Here is a 14,104-nt window from a genome sequence, read left to right as displayed (position 1 = left end):
AGCGAACAATGACGTGTTTAGGAGGGGCTTATGGCGACGGTGGTGCTGACGGCGGTGGGGACTGCGCTGGGCGGGCCGATCGGCGGGGCGATCGGGGCGGTGATCGGCAATGTCATCGACAATCAGGTCCTGTTCAAACCCAAGGGGCGCGAGGGGCCGCGCCTGTCCGACCTGCAAGTGCAGACGTCGAGTTACGGGACGCAGGTGCCCAAATTGTTCGGCACGATGCGGGTGGCGGGCACGGTGATATGGGCCACGGACCTGAAGGAGGTGAAGAGCAGGGGCGGCGGTGGCAAGGGGCGGCCGAGCGTCACCAGCTACAGCTATTCGGCGAGTTTTGCGGTGGCGTTGTCGGCGCGGGCGATCCGGTCCGTGCGGCGGATCTGGGCGGACGGCAATCTGCTGCGCGGGGCGGCAGGGGATTTCAAGACCGAGGTTTCCGCCTTTCGCGTGCATGGCGGTGGAGAGGACCAGCCGGTCGATCCGCTGATTGCGGCGGCGGAGGGGATGGGCGTGACGCCGGCGCATCGCGGGATCGCCTATGTGCTGTTCGAGGATCTGGCGCTGGCCGATTATGGCAATCGCATTCCGTCGCTGACCTTCGAGGTGGAGGCGGACGAGGGCGCGGTTGCGATCGACGCGATGGCCGGGGCGCTGAGCGAGGGGCGGCTGGGCGGCGCGGGACTAGCGACCGTGGATGGCTTTGCCGCGAGCGGGAGCGATGTGCGGGACGCGATCATGCCGCTGGTCGAGGCGCATGGGCTGGCGCTGCGATCCGATGAAGCGGGCTTGCGGCTGGTGCCGACGGCTGCGGTGGCCGAAGGCGAGATCGGCGTGGGGGCGCGGGTGCGGCGGGTGAACGGGCAGGCGGTCGAGCCGCTGGAACGATCGGGCGCGGCGGCCGATGCGGTGCCGGTGGCGCTGACCCTGCGCCATTATGATGCGGCGCGCGATTATCAGGCCGGGTTGCAGCGGGTGACGCGGCCGGGGCCGGGGCGGCAGGAGCAGGGCATGGAATTGCCCGCCATGATGGCGGCGGACGAGGCGCGGGCGCTGGCGGCGGTACGACTGGCGGCTGGCTGGACCGGGCGGGCGACGATGGCGCTGCGCTGCGACTGGCGGGCGCTGGCTTTGGCGCCGGGCGCGGTGGTGAGCGTGGCGGACGCGCCGGGGCTGTGGCGGATCGAGGAGCGGGAATGGGAGGCGATGGCGGTGCGGCTGGCGCTGCGGCGGGTGCCGGGCGCGGGAGGCATGCTGCCGGCCGGCGCTTCATCCGGCGCGATCGTGCGGCAGGTTGATGCCCCGCATGGCGAGACGACATTGATGCTGGCGGACCTGCCATGGTTGAAGGACGGGGTGGCGAGCGCGCCGTTGCTGGTCGCGGCGGCGAGCGGCGGCGCAGGCTGGCGCAGTGCGGCTTTGTTCGTGATGAGCGAGAGCGGCGAGGCGATGCCGGTCGGGCGCAGCGGGTTGCGGGCGGTGATGGGGAGTGTGGACGCGGCTTTGCCGGCGGGGAGCGCGACGCTGGTGGATCGGCTTCATACCCTGTCGGTGACGTTGCTGGCGCAGGATATGGACCTGGGCGGCGCGGATGCGGCGGCGCAGAGGCAGGGGCGGAATCTGTGCCTGGTGGGACGGGAGTTGATGCAGTTCGAGACGGCGGAGCGGATCGGGCCGGATCATTATCGCTTGGGCGGTTTGCGCCGGGGGCTGCGCGGGACCGAATGGGCGATGGCGGGGCATGAGGCGGGCGAGCGCTTCCTGCTGATCGAGGAGGATCGGCTGGTCGAACCGCTGGCGGCGCTGGGCAGCGTCGGCGAAACGGGGGCGATGCTGCGGGTGGCGGCGCTGGGCCTGGGCGATGTCGCGCCGGTGGAGGCGGCGCTGACGATCGAGGGCATGGCGTTGGTGCCGCCGTCGCCGGTGCATCTGACGGTGGCGGCGCGCGATGGCGGCTGGCGGATCGGCTGGGTGCGGCGCAGCCGGGCAGGCTGGCACTGGAGCAATGGCGGCGACGTGCCGCTGGGCGAGGAGACGGAACGCTATGCCATCCGCCTGCTGGATGGGGCGGCGGTGCTGCGCAGTGTCGAGAGCGCGGTGCCGCACTGGACCTATGAGGCGGCGATGATCGCGGCGGACGGCAGCGCCGGGCGATCGCTGGTCGCGGAGGTGCGGCAGATGGGGACGCGGGCGCCGGGGCGGGCCGCGTCGGTCGGCTTCGTCGCCTGACCGGGATCAAGAGGAGAATTGAGCATGGATGGAACGGCGCGATGGGCGATGCCCCTGTTGTTTGCGGGGCAGGCGCAGAAGGAAATTACGCATAATGAGGCACTTGTGCTGATCGATGCGCTGCTGCACGGGCGGGTGGAAAGCGCCGATCTGGGCAGTCCGCCGGGCGACGCGCTGATCGGCCAATGCTGGATCGTGGCGGACGGGGCCGCGGGCGACTGGGCCGGGCAGGCGGGAACGGTCGCGCTCTGGACCGAAGGAGGATGGCGCTTCGTCGTGCCGCGTGCGGGCCTGTCCATCGGCGTCGCGGACCGGGATCATGCGCTTTTCTACGACGGGACAGAATGGCGAGCCGGTGCGATACGGGACGACGGCATATATCTGAACGAAGAAAAAGTGGTGGGCGAACGGTTGGCGGCGATCCCGGTGGCCAGCGGGGGGAGCGTGATCGACGTGCAGGCCCGCTCTACGATCGCGGCTATTCTGGAAGCCTTGCGCGGACACGGCCTGATCGCGACCTAATATTACGGTAATATGCTTTTCTTGTTGCGGTGGTGCGTCAATAGTCTAGGATTTGTCTGCATTAGCTGAATAAGGCTCTACTTGCCGGGCTAGTGCGTTATTTTTGCAACGGTTTCACTAATTGTGGACTTGCCATGAAACCTTCTCGTGATTACAGGGTTTCAGCAGTCCTTCGTGACACTCTTGAAAGGGGAATTCAAATGCGGAAGCTTGCCCTCGCGGCTGCGCTTGCGACCACTGTCCTGGCCACCCCGGCCATGGCGCGTGACAATAGCTGGTATGTCGGCGTCGATGCCGGCGTTCTGCTGGTCGAAGACCAGAACCTGACCTTCGACGCCGTCCCTCCGGGTGGCTCGGCGGTTCCGTCGATCGATTACCACAAGGGTTATGATTTCGACGCCAACATCGGCTATGATTTCGGCGGCTTCCGCCTGGAGGCCGAAGCGGCCTACAAGCGCGCCAAGATCGACATCGACAAGACCGGCGGCGGCTTCGGCGGCGCGGCTTCGGCCCTGTCGTTCATGCTGAACGGTTTGCTCGACTTCGGTCCCGATGACGGCCTTCAGGGCTTCGTCGGCGGCGGTGTCGGCGTATCGCGCGGCAAGCTGGCTTCGGACATCGTGAACGACAGCGACACCGGCTTCGCCTGGCAGGCGATCGCGGGCGTTCGTTACCCGGTCACCAACAATGTCGACGTCTCGCTGAAGTATCGCTTCTTCAACCAGGATGACATCAAGCTCATCCCGGCACAGCAGAGCATCTACGGCCAGGCCGGTTCGAACGCAGAAACCAAGCTGCGTACGCACAGCCTGCTGCTCGGCCTGACCTACAACTTCGGTGGCGAAACGGTCGCTCCCCCGCCGCCCCCGCCGCCGCCCCCGCCGCCCCCGCCGCCCCCGCCGCCGCCTCCGCCGGCCGCTGAACAGTGCAACCCTGGGCCGTACATCGTGTTCTTCGAATGGGACAAGTCGGACATCACGCCTGACGCCGCCACCATCCTGGACAACGCGGTTTCGGCCTACAGCAGCTGCGGCAGCGCCCAGGTCATGCTGGCCGGTCACGCTGACCGTTCGGGTTCGGCCTCGTACAACGTCGGCCTCTCGCAGCGCCGCGCTGACTCGGTCAAGGCCTATCTGGCCTCGAAGGGTATCCCTGACGGTGTCATCACCACGCAGGCCTTCGGTGAATCGAAGCCGCGCGTCGACACTGCCGACGGTGTTCGCGAAGTCCAGAACCGTCGCGTGGAAATCAGCTACGGTCCGGGTTCGGGCATGTAAGCCGATCTCCATTCTTCGGAATGGGGTACAGAATTGGGGGCCGATCGCAGGATCGGCCCCTTTTTCTTTGCGTGGACGCGGCGCGGAAGGGCGCAAGGCGTAGGCGCGGCGTTCGGCTCTGGCGACCCAGGGTGCCTACAGCGATTTCCCGATCGTTGGCGTGGCGGGTTCGTCGCAATTTGGCTGACGGGGGCGATGATCCGGTGTGCGTGGCGTGCAAAAGACAGGGGGCGGGGGATGGAAAATGCTTTGACGATCCCGCAACCCATCACCTTTGCAGGGTGCGGCCTGCTGTTCATGGCCTATCCCCTGATCGCCGGATGGTTATATGCGCGTCAGTGGAAGTCGGCCCTTTGCTGGATCGCCGCTATCCTGTTGGCTGCCGGATGTTTGATCGTCGGCATTGAACTGACTGAGGATGGCGTCGGCTGGATCGTCGACCCGGCACCGCTGTTTTTCCGATATCTCGGTATGGCCGCGCCTGTGGCGATGCTCTTTTTCGGGGTGGGAATTGTCGCTCGCCGATGCTCTGCCAGATAAGCAGTGTCAGGCGTGTGAGTGCGAATAATAGGCAATATCAGATTGTTCCAGCGTGACAAATCGGTGTGGATCGGCAACAAAAAGCCCGTTGCCGCGTTCGCGCTTCTATCTATGACCCTTCCCTGGGAGCCTGCCATGAAATTTCTTGCCCTTGCCGCCGCCCTGCCTGTCGCCCTTGCCACATCGGCCTGCGCGACGACGGCCGATACGCCTGCCGCGCCGACCGCTTCGGCCAAGCTGGCCGCCGGCGACGGCGCTGCGCGTGGCACGGCGAGCGTGACCCAGGCGGCCGATGGCCTGCACGTGCTGGTCAAGGCGACCGGCGTGACGCCGGGCATCCATGCCGTCCATATCCATACGACCGGCCAGTGCGCCGGCCCGGACTTCACCAGCGCGGGTGGCCATTGGAACCCGACCGCGCACAAGCATGGCAAGGATAATCCGGCCGGCCCGCATATGGGCGACATGCCCAACATGACGGTCGGGTCGGACGGCACCGGCGCGATCGAATATGTCGTGGCCAGCGGCACGATCAGCGACGGGGCTTCGCCGCTGCTGGACACCGATGGCGCCGCGATCGTGATCCATGCGCAGGCGGATGATTATGCCACCGACCCCACCGGCAATGCCGGCGGCCGCGTGGCATGCGGCGTGCTGACCAAGGGATGAGGACTATGCTGCGCGGCTGATGGCGCGGTGGCATTTATGGTGCCCGGATCGTGTCCCAAGAGGGAGGCGGTCCGGGCGCTTTGTCGTTCCGCTGGGTAGTCTGCGCCGGGGGAGGTATCGAGCCCTACGAGACGATCGATTGGGCGGCCGCATTGTGGTCGATGGATATGACGTTGCGCACAGGCAGGTGATTGCCCATGATCGTCAAGGTGAGACGCATGCGCCGTTCCAGTATCAGCCCCATTTTGCTCTGCGTTATCTGCTGCCTTCTATTGGGGCCGTCGCTGTATCTGGCCTATGTTGGTGTCATCTGGGCAGATGGTCTGGACGGACACGCGCAATGGGGTGCCATCGCCCTGATCATCATGCCGGTCCCGCTGGTCATTGCAGGGCTTATTGCAGGGAAGGCGGCACGAACGCAGGACGGGGCAGGACGGCTGACGTTGCTGGCGGTCCTCTTCATCGCCTTTTCTCTGATCCCGTGGGTACTGGTGATATTGTATGGCGGGCCTATGCTATTGTAGCGGCGCCTTGGGATGCCGTGGATTTGAATATGGTCTATATGCTAGATCGTCGCGATGCCGGTATCCACATTCGAGAATAGCAGCGATCGGACCATGCGGTTCGTCATTGAGCCGAACCAAGAGGAATATGATCTGCCGCCTCTGGCGAGGATTGGTGTGAAATATGCCTTTGGCCCAGACAGCAATGACCGTGTCTTAGCCGATATCGGCGAGCGCGAAATCCGTTTCTGGTGCGATAGTCGGCAAAGGCAGGTCGAGATCGTGCATCCTTACGCCTTCGATCGTTTGTTGTGGGATATCTGCGTCCATCAGGGCTGTTGCGGGGGGGTGGTCGATGGCGAGCCGGTTCATGTTACCGATTTGCTGCCTGCGAGCGGGGTGATGACGGCGGCGCAGTTTGCCGAACTGGTCATCCAGGCGGAAGGAGAGGCGGATGCCGCACCAGCCAGCATCGCGCAATGGACGGCGCGTCTGTCAGCCCTGTTCGTACAACATATGGGCGGTGAGTCCGCACCGGTGGAAGCACTGGCGGGCAATTTTGCACAGCCTTTCGATGCCGATTATCTCTGATCCCTAGTCCGTGATGATCGGGCCTGTAGCAGTCGCCGAATATTCCTCCACCGGATGATAGCTCGCGCCGCCATGGCCGATGCGGCTTTCGTAGAGGGTGAAGCCGTCGACGCGGAAGAGCGGGCAGGTGAGTGCGGCGTGGCGGGCGACAAAGGGATCGACGAAGGCGCCGGTACGGCCGAAGCGGGCGAGCGTGATGTGTGGGAGATAGGCGCGGCTTTCGGGCGGGAGACCGGTCGAGATGCAGGCGCGGTCGGCCTTTTTATGCAGCCGTTCGAGCGGGTCGCGCGGCTGGACCCCGGCCCAGAGCGTATCGACCACGCCCTTGCGATCGAAGCGGCCGACGCCGGACAGTTGGATGTCGAACGGGGAGAAGCGGATGGCGGACAGGGCGTCGGCGATGTCGTTTGCCCGATGCCGGTCGACTTCGCCGATGAAGCGCAGCGTGAGGTGAAGCTGGGCGTCATCCTGCCAACGGGCACCCTCTACCCCCATCATCAGCGAGAGAAGATGCGCGCGCTGGTCTGCGGGCGGGCGGATGGCGACGAACAGGCGGTGCATGAGAGGCTATATATGAGATGTTTGTGGCAAATGCTTGCGTGGCCTGGAAAGGGACGGGGGCGTTCTCGACCAGAAACGGGATCATTTCCCCCTCGTTTTAGGGGGGCTTGCGTCGCCCAACCACCGATTTCCGCCCTTGGCGCCATATTGTAGCCAGGCCGGGCGCAAAAAAGGCGGCTCGTTGAGCCACCTTTTTCTTCTACCTGTTCAACGGCTTATTTCGTGCCTTCGGTCGTCTTGGCCTTGCCGCCCTTCTTGCCCTTCTTGGGGGCTGCGGGGGTGATCTGGAAGGCCAATGCCTCGTCCTTCATATGGACATGGACTTCGCCGCCATGGACCAGTTTGCCGAAGAGCAGTTCCTCGGCCAGCGGCTGCTTGATCTTTTCCTGCATCAGGCGGCCCATCGGGCGCGCGCCGTAGAGCTTGTCATAGCCCTTCCTGGTGAGCCAGGCCTTGGCTTCGTCGTCCAGGGTGATGTGGACGTCGCGGTCGGCCAGTTGCAGTTCCAGTTGCAGCACGAACTTGTCGATGACGCGGGCGACGATTTCCGGCGGCAGATAGCCGAAGGGGACGATCGCATCGAGGCGGTTGCGGAATTCGGGGGTGAAGAGCTTCTTCACCGCGTCTTCCTGCACATCTTCGCGCGTCAGTTCGCCGAAACCGATCGATTCCTTCGCCATGTCCGACGCACCGGCGTTGGTGGTCATGATGAGGATGGTGTTGCGGAAATCGACGGTCTTGCCGTGATGGTCGGTCAGGCGGCCATTGTCCATCACCTGCAAGAGGATGTTGAACAGGTCCGGGTGCGCCTTTTCGATCTCATCGAGCAGCAGCACGCTGTGCGGTTGCTGGTCGACGGCGTCGGTCAAAAGGCCACCCTGATCATAGCCGACATAGCCCGGAGGGGCACCGATCAGGCGGCTGACCGAATGGCGCTCCATATATTCCGACATGTCGAACCGCTGGAGCGGGATGCCGAGCAGGGTGGCAAGCTGGCGCGCCACCTCCGTCTTGCCGACGCCGGTGGGGCCGGAGAAGAGATAGTTGCCGATCGGCTTGTCGGGATCCCGCAGGCCCGCACGCGACAGCTTGATCGCGGAGGACAGCACCTCGATCGCCTTGTCCTGACCGAAGACGACGCGCTTGAGGTCGGTGGTCAGCGATTCCAGCACGCTCTTGTCGTCGGACGACACGGTCTTGGGCGGGATGCGGGCCATGGTCGCGATGACCAGTTCGATCTCCTTGGGGGTGATGGTCTTCTTGCGTTTCGACGGGATCACCAGCATCTGCATCGCGCCGACTTCGTCGATCACGTCGATCGCCTTGTCCGGCAGTTTGCGGTCGTTGATGTAACGCGCACTGAGTTCCACCGCCGCCTTGATCGCGTCGGGGGTATATTTGACGTGATGATGTTCCTCGAACGCGGTGCGCAGGCCGGTCAGGATTTTGACCGTGTCATCGATCGTGGGTTCGTTGACGTCGATCTTCTGGAACCGGCGCAGCAGGGCGCGGTCCTTTTCGAAATGGTTGCGGAATTCCTTGTAGGTGGTCGAGCCGATGCAGCGGATCGTGCCGCCCGACAGGGCGGGCTTGAGCAGGTTCGATGCGTCCATCGCGCCGCCGCTGGTCGCGCCGGCACCGATGACGGTGTGGATTTCATCGATGAACAGCACCGCATGCGGCATTTTTTCCAGTTCGGTGACGACCGCCTTCAGACGCTCTTCAAAGTCGCCGCGATAGCGGGTGCCGGCCAGCAGCGCGCCCATGTCGAGCGAGTAGATGACGGCTTCCTTGAGCACGTCGGGCACTTCGCCCTCGACGATCTTCCGCGCGAGACCCTCCGCGATCGCGGTCTTGCCTACGCCGGGATCGCCGACATAGAGCGGGTTGTTCTTCGACCGGCGGCACAGAATCTGGATCGTACGATCCACCTCCGCCGTGCGGCCGATCAACGGATCGACCTTGCCCCGGCCCGCTTTCTCGTTGAGGTTGACGGTGAATTGATCGAGGGCGCTGTCCTTCTTGGCCTTGCCATCCTGCACCTTCTTTTCCTCCTCGGCGGCGCCCTTCGTCTCCTGACGCTCGGGCGCGGGCGTGCCCTTGCCGACGCCGTGGCTGATATAGCTGACGGCATCGAGACGGCTCATATCCTGCTGTTGCAGGAAATAGACGGCATAGGATTCGCGTTCGGAAAAGAGCGCGACGAGCACATTGGCGCCCGTCACTTCATCCTTGCCGGACGACTGGACATGGAGGATGGCGCGCTGGACCACGCGCTGGAAACCGCTGGTGGGGGAGGGGTCGGATGCCCCTTCGACCTTGAGGCTGTCGAGTTCGGTGTCGAGATAATGGGTGACCGCGTCGCCCAGTTCGCCCAGTTCCACGCCGCACGCCTGCATCACTTTTGCCGCATGTTCGTCATCAATAAGTGCCAGGAGGAGATGCTCCAGCGTGGCATATTCATGCTTGCGCTCCGACGCATGGGTCAGCGCATTGTGCAGGGTGGTTTCAAGAGCGGGTGCGAATGAAGGCATGTCTGTTCTACTCCTGGCCCGAAACAGGGGCGGTGTTGAACCCTATGTCGGCATTGCTCGACGCGGGATCAAGGCCATGGCCCCGACCAGCGGAATTGCCTGACTGCCGAAGCCCTATGGAGCCTTTCGAGGCGCAGGGGGCATGGCAATGGTTCATCGTCTGAATAGCGCCTCGGCACTTGCCTTATGGTTAACGGCGCTTTCCAATTTCGACTTGGTCCGTATGATTTCTGCTTCCAGCGCGACGATGCGGTTGTGCAGGTCAGCCACGGAGAACGGACCCAGATCCTGTTGGAGCAGGCGGGCCAGCGGATCATCTCCCTTGCGCGGCAGATCGTCTTCCAAATCCATGACGCCAATGTTGACCCTGTTGCCCACTCTGTCAATAAGGGCACAGGCTCCGTCCGTCGATTTTAGGTGCGGTGCAACATGGTTAACGGCTGGGGGCAGCGATATGGCGGATTTGGGCGCAGTGCCGGACGAAATGACGGCGATCGCGATTCCGACGCCGGGGGGACCGGAGGCTCTGGTGCCTGAGCGGCGTCCCGTACCGTTACCGGGCGAGGGTGAGGTGCTGATCCGCGTTGCCGCCGCTGGCGTGAACCGGCCGGACGTGTTGCAGCGGCAGGGCAAATATCCGCCGCCGCCGGGGGCTTCTGACATTCCGGGGCTTGAAGTGGCCGGCACGATCGTCGCGGCCGGCAGTGGCGCGGACAGACTGGTCGGGCAAAAGGTCTGCGCGCTGCTGGCGGGCGGAGGCTATGCGGAATATGCGGTGGCGCCTGCGGGGCAATGTTTGCCGTTGCCGGACGATTATGATCTGGCCGAGGCGGCAGCGCTGCCTGAGACATTATTCACCGTGTGGACCAATTTGTTCGAGCGCGCCTATGTCGTGTCAGGCGACACGGTGCTGGTCCATGGCGGGACCAGCGGCATCGGCACGATGGCCATCCGGCTGTGCAACCTGTTTGATGTGACCATCATCGTCACCTGCGGGTCGGATGAGAAATGCGCGCAGGCGAAGGGCTGGGGCGCGGATCATGCGATCAATTACAAGCGCCAGGATTATGTCGAGGAAGTGAAGCGCATCACCGACGGGCAGGGCGTGGCGGCGGTGCTGGACATGGTGGGCGGCGATTATGTGCCGCGTAACCTCAATTGCCTGGCCGAGGATGGCCGGCATGTGTCGATCGCCGTGCTGGGCGGAGCGAAGGCGGAAGTGTTCATCCCCGCGATCATGCAAAAGCGGCTGACGCTGACCGGATCGACGTTGCGGGCGCGGTCGGTGGGGTTCAAGAGCCTGGTGGCGGATGAACTGATGCGGACGGTCTGGGGCTTTGTCGGCGAGGGCAAGCTGCGGCCGGCGATGGACCAGCGGTTCGCGCTGGCGGATGCGGCCAAGGCGCATGCGCGGATGGATGCCGGTGAGCATTTCGGGAAGATCGTGCTGGTGGCTTGAGATCATGTCGCCCCCCCTTTCAAGGGAGGGGGATTCGTTCGGCTAGCGCGGATTTGCATGAGGTGCGGCATGGACGATTGGGTTTCGGCGGGTCTTGGTGCGTGGCTGGGCAAGCGGTGCTGTGCACCGTGGTTCAAAAGGCATCCGATGCTGGGTTGGAGCCTTTTCACAATCGGAAATGTGTTAGCGATCGGCGTGCTGATCTTGACTGACTGATTTGACCCCAAACCCACGCAAACCGTAGCATTTCCGTCATATTCTCTTCGGAACTGTAACATTGCAGCGTTAAGGATTCGCTCCCAAGGACATTGATCTTTGGGGATCGTATCATGAACGCCATCACCCGCCTGCCCTTCCTGAGCGATATGGAAGAGGGCGTCGATGACCGCTTCCACATTCCGGAGCGGGAGGGCAAGCGCCGCCGGTATCGCACCATCTGGATATCGGATATCCACCTGGGTACGCGCGGCTGCAATGCGGCGATGCTGATCGACTTTCTCGACACTGTGGACAGCGACACCATCTATCTGGTGGGCGACATCATCGACGGCTGGCGGCTGAAAAAGCGTTTTTACTGGCCAGCCAGCCATAATGACGTGGTGTGGCGGCTGATGAAGCGGGCCAAGCGCGGCACGCGGGTCGTCTATATCCCCGGCAATCATGACGAAATGTTCCGTCAATTCACCGGCATGAGTTTCGGCGGCGTGGAAATCCGGCGCAAGGCGATCCACCAGACGGCGGATGGCCGCAAACTGCTGGTGCTGCATGGCGACGAGTTCGACACGATCATGCTGGCGCACCGCTGGCTCGCCTTCGTGGGGGACGCCGCCTACACCACGCTGATGCGGCTGAATGTCGTGGTCAACGCGGTGCGTCAGAAGATGGGCCTGCCCTATTGGTCGCTCAGCAAGATGGCCAAGCACAAGGTCAAGAATGCCGTGTCCTTCATTTCCCGTTTCGAGGAAGTGGTGGCGCATGAAGCCGGTGCGCGGGGCGTGGACGGCGTGGTGTGCGGCCATATCCATAATGCCGAGATGCGCGAGATCGAGGGCATCGAATATTATAATGACGGCGACTGGGTGGAAGGCTGCACCGCGCTGGTCGAACATGGCGACGGACGGATGGAGGTGCTGCACTGGGCCGATGAAATCGCCAGGCGCGAGCAGGAAGAGCAGGCCGCACGGGCACGGATGGCGGCCTGAGGCTGGTATCACGTTGAAATGACGAATGACGGGAAGGTTCGTCCCATGCGCATAGCGATCGTGACCGATGCCTGGCACCCGCAGGTCAATGGCGTCGTGCGGACATTGCAGACGATCCGGGCTGAGTTGGAACAGATGGGCCATGTGGTCGATGTGATCTCGCCCGACCTGTACGGCTCCATCCCCTGTCCGACCTATCCCGAAATCCGGCTGGCGCTGGTACGCTCCGCCGTGGTGGGGCAGGCGATCGCCGCGATCCAGCCCGACGCGGTGCATCTGGCGACCGAGGGGCCGTTGTGCCTGGCGGCGCGGCGCTGGTGCCTGCGTAGCGGGGTGCCGTTCACCACCGCCTATCACACTCATTTCCCCGATTATGTCGCGCAGCGCACCGGCCTGCCTGCCGCCTGGTTCTGGCGCTATATTCGCTGGTTCCATGGTCCGGCGCAGGCGGTGCTGGTGTCGACCCGGTCGGTGCGGGATCAGTTGCGCGCCCATGGCGTGCCCAATGTGCAGCCATGGGGCAGGGGGGTGGACCTGGCCGCCTTCACACCCGATGCGCCGCCGCCCGCGCTGTTTGCCGATCTGCCACGCCCCATCCAGCTTTATGTCGGCCGGGTGGCGGTGGAGAAGAATCTGGAGGCGTTCCTGGCCACCGTTCATCCCGGCACGAAGGTGGTCGTGGGCGATGGCCCGGCGCGTGCGGCGCTGGAGCGCGCCTATCCGCAGGCGCGCTTTCTGGGGCCGATGTTCGGTGCTGAACTGGCGGGGGCCTATGCCGGGGCCGATGTGTTCGTCTTCCCCAGCCGGACCGACACGTTCGGGCTGGTGATGATCGAGGCGCTGGCCTGCGGAACGCCGGTCGCGGCCTATCCGGTCACCGGGCCGGTCGATATCGTGATACCGGAAAGCGGGGCGCTTTCGGACGATCTGGGCACCGCGATCGGGCAGGCGCTGCTTTGCGACCGGGCCGCCTGCGCCGCCTATGGCCGCAGCTTCACCTGGGCGCGCAGCGCGCAGGAATTCCTGTCGGGCCTGCATGCCATCGACCCGCATGTCATCGAAAGCGCCGCCTGACGCTTTTCTTGGGCGTAATTCCTTGCCGGAAGCGCCGGGATGTTCTATCTCCGACCCGTCGTGGCCGCCCTGATTGGGCGGCCCTTATCGTTTTTACGTGCGGAGAAGTCCCGTGTCCCAGCCTCTCATGCCCCATGCGACCGCCAGTTGGCTGGTCGACAACAGCGCCCTGAGTTTCGACCAGATCGCCGAGTTCTGCGGGCTTCATATCCTGGAAGTGCAGGCGATCGCCGATGACACCGCCAGCATCAAATATACCGGCCGCGATCCGGTGCGCGCCCATGAAATCACCATGGATGAAATCCACAAGGGCGAAAGCAATCCCGACTATAAGCTCAAGATGCTGAAAGGCCCGGAGCCTGTGCGCCGTACCAAGGGGCCGCGCTACACCCCGGTCAGCAAGCGTCAGGACAAGCCGGACGGCATCGCCTGGATCCTGCGCAATCATCCGGAAATTTCGGACGGCGCGATCGGCAAGCTGATCGGCACCACCCGCACGACCATCGCCGCGATCCGCGACCGCACCCACTGGAACATCAGCAACATCACGCCGAAAGACCCGGTGACGCTCGGCCTCTGCTCGCAGCGCGAACTGGACGGTCTGGTGACGAAGGCCGCGAAGAAGGCGGGTATCGAGGCACCGACCGATTCGCGTCTGGATGGCGACCGTGAGGCGCTGATCGAGGAACTGCGCCGTGAGCGTCAGGACAATGTGCGCCGCGCCGAAGAGGCGTTGAAGAGCGAGTCCGAATTTATTTCCGGCGCCGCAACCATCCTCGACCCGTTCAGCAGCAACAAGGGCGAGGTCTGATGCCGTAGCGTCATCGGCCGCCTGTCACGGGCGGGCCATGATGCAGCCATCAAAAGGGCCGCGCGGGGCAATCTGCGCGGCCCTTTTTGCTGTGGTTGACGCTTGCGTAAAGCACCCGCGCGCCATAGACTT

At 64.1% G+C, this 14,104-nt stretch carries 14 protein-coding genes; 11 read left to right on the top strand and 3 right to left on the bottom strand.

Annotated elements, in window-relative coordinates; translation table 11 throughout:
* Positions 1–30: 30 nt before the first annotated feature.
* The 7 genes from ASE85_RS15215 (at position 31) to ASE85_RS15185 (ending at position 6,331) form a co-directional block, all read left to right on the top strand.
* Positions 31–2,229: a phage tail protein gene (locus ASE85_RS15215; RefSeq protein ID WP_056690018.1), complete on the top strand. Its 2,199-nt coding sequence runs from the start codon at positions 31–33 to the stop codon at positions 2,227–2,229.
* A 24-nt stretch (positions 2,230–2,253) separates the two neighbouring features.
* The gene (locus ASE85_RS15210) at positions 2,254–2,751 is read left to right on the top strand and encodes a DUF2793 domain-containing protein (RefSeq protein ID WP_056690015.1); all 498 of its coding nucleotides are present in this window, start codon (positions 2,254–2,256) and stop codon (positions 2,749–2,751) included.
* Between the two features lie 200 nt (positions 2,752–2,951).
* A complete protein-coding gene (locus ASE85_RS15205) occupies positions 2,952–4,028 on the top strand; it encodes an OmpA family protein (RefSeq protein WP_056690012.1) in 1,077 nt (358 codons plus the stop codon).
* Between the two features lie 237 nt (positions 4,029–4,265).
* Positions 4,266–4,568 carry a hypothetical protein gene (locus ASE85_RS15200; protein ID WP_056690009.1) on the top strand — a complete coding sequence of 101 codons (303 nt, stop codon included), beginning with the start codon at positions 4,266–4,268 and terminating at the stop codon, positions 4,566–4,568.
* Between the two features lie 135 nt (positions 4,569–4,703).
* Positions 4,704–5,237 carry a superoxide dismutase family protein gene (locus tag ASE85_RS15195; protein WP_056690262.1) on the top strand — a complete coding sequence of 178 codons (534 nt, stop codon included), beginning with the start codon at positions 4,704–4,706 and terminating at the stop codon, positions 5,235–5,237.
* 197 nt (positions 5,238–5,434) lie between these two features.
* Positions 5,435–5,761: a hypothetical protein gene (locus tag ASE85_RS15190; protein ID WP_156358363.1), complete on the top strand. Its 327-nt coding sequence runs from the start codon at positions 5,435–5,437 to the stop codon at positions 5,759–5,761.
* 54 nt (positions 5,762–5,815) lie between these two features.
* The gene (locus tag ASE85_RS15185; protein ID WP_056690003.1) at positions 5,816–6,331 is read left to right on the top strand and encodes a hypothetical protein; all 516 of its coding nucleotides are present in this window, start codon (positions 5,816–5,818) and stop codon (positions 6,329–6,331) included.
* A 3-nt stretch (positions 6,332–6,334) separates the two neighbouring features.
* On the opposite strand, the gene thpR is transcribed toward ASE85_RS15185, so the two are convergent.
* The 3 genes from thpR to ASE85_RS15170 all read right to left on the bottom strand — a co-directional run bounded on the left by thpR (position 6,335) and on the right by ASE85_RS15170 (position 9,777).
* Entirely contained in the window at positions 6,335–6,892 is a 558-nt protein-coding gene (gene thpR, locus ASE85_RS15180; protein WP_056690000.1) for an RNA 2',3'-cyclic phosphodiesterase, read from the bottom strand.
* 215 nt (positions 6,893–7,107) lie between these two features.
* Positions 7,108–9,426 carry an ATP-dependent Clp protease ATP-binding subunit ClpA gene (clpA, locus tag ASE85_RS15175; protein ID WP_056689998.1) on the bottom strand — a complete coding sequence of 773 codons (2,319 nt, stop codon included), beginning with the start codon at positions 9,424–9,426 and terminating at the stop codon, positions 7,108–7,110.
* A 153-nt stretch (positions 9,427–9,579) separates the two neighbouring features.
* Positions 9,580–9,777 (bottom strand): DUF1192 domain-containing protein, encoded by a 198-nt coding sequence (locus ASE85_RS15170; RefSeq protein ID WP_056689995.1) that lies wholly within the window; start codon positions 9,775–9,777, stop codon positions 9,580–9,582.
* 103 nt (positions 9,778–9,880) lie between these two features.
* On the opposite strand from ASE85_RS15170, the gene ASE85_RS15165 reads away from it, so the two are divergent.
* The 4 genes from ASE85_RS15165 to ASE85_RS15150 all read left to right on the top strand — a co-directional run bounded on the left by ASE85_RS15165 (position 9,881) and on the right by ASE85_RS15150 (position 13,972).
* Positions 9,881–10,885: an NAD(P)H-quinone oxidoreductase gene (locus ASE85_RS15165; protein ID WP_056689992.1), complete on the top strand. Its 1,005-nt coding sequence runs from the start codon at positions 9,881–9,883 to the stop codon at positions 10,883–10,885.
* Positions 10,886–11,214: 329 nt separating this feature from the next.
* A complete protein-coding gene (locus ASE85_RS15160; protein ID WP_056689989.1) occupies positions 11,215–12,087 on the top strand; it encodes a UDP-2,3-diacylglucosamine diphosphatase in 873 nt (290 codons plus the stop codon).
* Between the two features lie 45 nt (positions 12,088–12,132).
* The gene (locus ASE85_RS15155; protein ID WP_056689986.1) at positions 12,133–13,161 is read left to right on the top strand and encodes a glycosyltransferase family 4 protein; all 1,029 of its coding nucleotides are present in this window, start codon (positions 12,133–12,135) and stop codon (positions 13,159–13,161) included.
* Between the two features lie 127 nt (positions 13,162–13,288).
* Complete coding sequence (locus ASE85_RS15150) at positions 13,289–13,972, top strand: DUF1013 domain-containing protein (RefSeq protein ID WP_056689983.1); 684 nt, start codon at positions 13,289–13,291, stop codon at positions 13,970–13,972.
* The last annotated feature ends 132 nt before the right edge of the window (positions 13,973–14,104 follow it).

It is taken from the genome of Sphingobium sp. Leaf26 (assembly GCF_001421665.1).
Classification (GTDB): Bacteria; Pseudomonadota; Alphaproteobacteria; order Sphingomonadales; family Sphingomonadaceae; genus Sphingobium.
This window is presented reverse-complemented; position numbering and strand designations above follow the sequence as displayed.

What these genes read in the sequence shown, in the direction of transcription:
- ASE85_RS15215 (WP_056690018.1), top strand. Translation starts at nt 31, where the DNA reads ATGGCGACGGTGGTGCTGACGGCGGTGGGGACTGCGCTGGGCGGGCCG.
- ASE85_RS15210 (WP_056690015.1), top strand. Translation starts at nt 2,254, where the DNA reads ATGGATGGAACGGCGCGATGGGCGATGCCCCTGTTGTTTGCGGGGCAG.
- ASE85_RS15205 (WP_056690012.1), top strand. Translation starts at nt 2,952, where the DNA reads ATGCGGAAGCTTGCCCTCGCGGCTGCGCTTGCGACCACTGTCCTGGCC.
- ASE85_RS15200 (WP_056690009.1), top strand. Translation starts at nt 4,266, where the DNA reads ATGGAAAATGCTTTGACGATCCCGCAACCCATCACCTTTGCAGGGTGC.
- ASE85_RS15195 (WP_056690262.1), top strand. Translation starts at nt 4,704, where the DNA reads ATGAAATTTCTTGCCCTTGCCGCCGCCCTGCCTGTCGCCCTTGCCACA.
- ASE85_RS15190 (WP_156358363.1), top strand. Translation starts at nt 5,435, where the DNA reads ATGATCGTCAAGGTGAGACGCATGCGCCGTTCCAGTATCAGCCCCATT.
- ASE85_RS15185 (WP_056690003.1), top strand. Translation starts at nt 5,816, where the DNA reads ATGCCGGTATCCACATTCGAGAATAGCAGCGATCGGACCATGCGGTTC.
- thpR (WP_056690000.1), bottom strand. Translation starts at nt 6,892, where the DNA reads ATGCACCGCCTGTTCGTCGCCATCCGCCCGCCCGCAGACCAGCGCGCG.
- clpA (WP_056689998.1), bottom strand. Translation starts at nt 9,426, where the DNA reads ATGCCTTCATTCGCACCCGCTCTTGAAACCACCCTGCACAATGCGCTG.
- ASE85_RS15170 (WP_056689995.1), bottom strand. Translation starts at nt 9,777, where the DNA reads ATGGATTTGGAAGACGATCTGCCGCGCAAGGGAGATGATCCGCTGGCC.
- ASE85_RS15165 (WP_056689992.1), top strand. Translation starts at nt 9,881, where the DNA reads ATGGCGGATTTGGGCGCAGTGCCGGACGAAATGACGGCGATCGCGATT.
- ASE85_RS15160 (WP_056689989.1), top strand. Translation starts at nt 11,215, where the DNA reads ATGAACGCCATCACCCGCCTGCCCTTCCTGAGCGATATGGAAGAGGGC.
- ASE85_RS15155 (WP_056689986.1), top strand. Translation starts at nt 12,133, where the DNA reads ATGCGCATAGCGATCGTGACCGATGCCTGGCACCCGCAGGTCAATGGC.
- ASE85_RS15150 (WP_056689983.1), top strand. Translation starts at nt 13,289, where the DNA reads ATGCCCCATGCGACCGCCAGTTGGCTGGTCGACAACAGCGCCCTGAGT.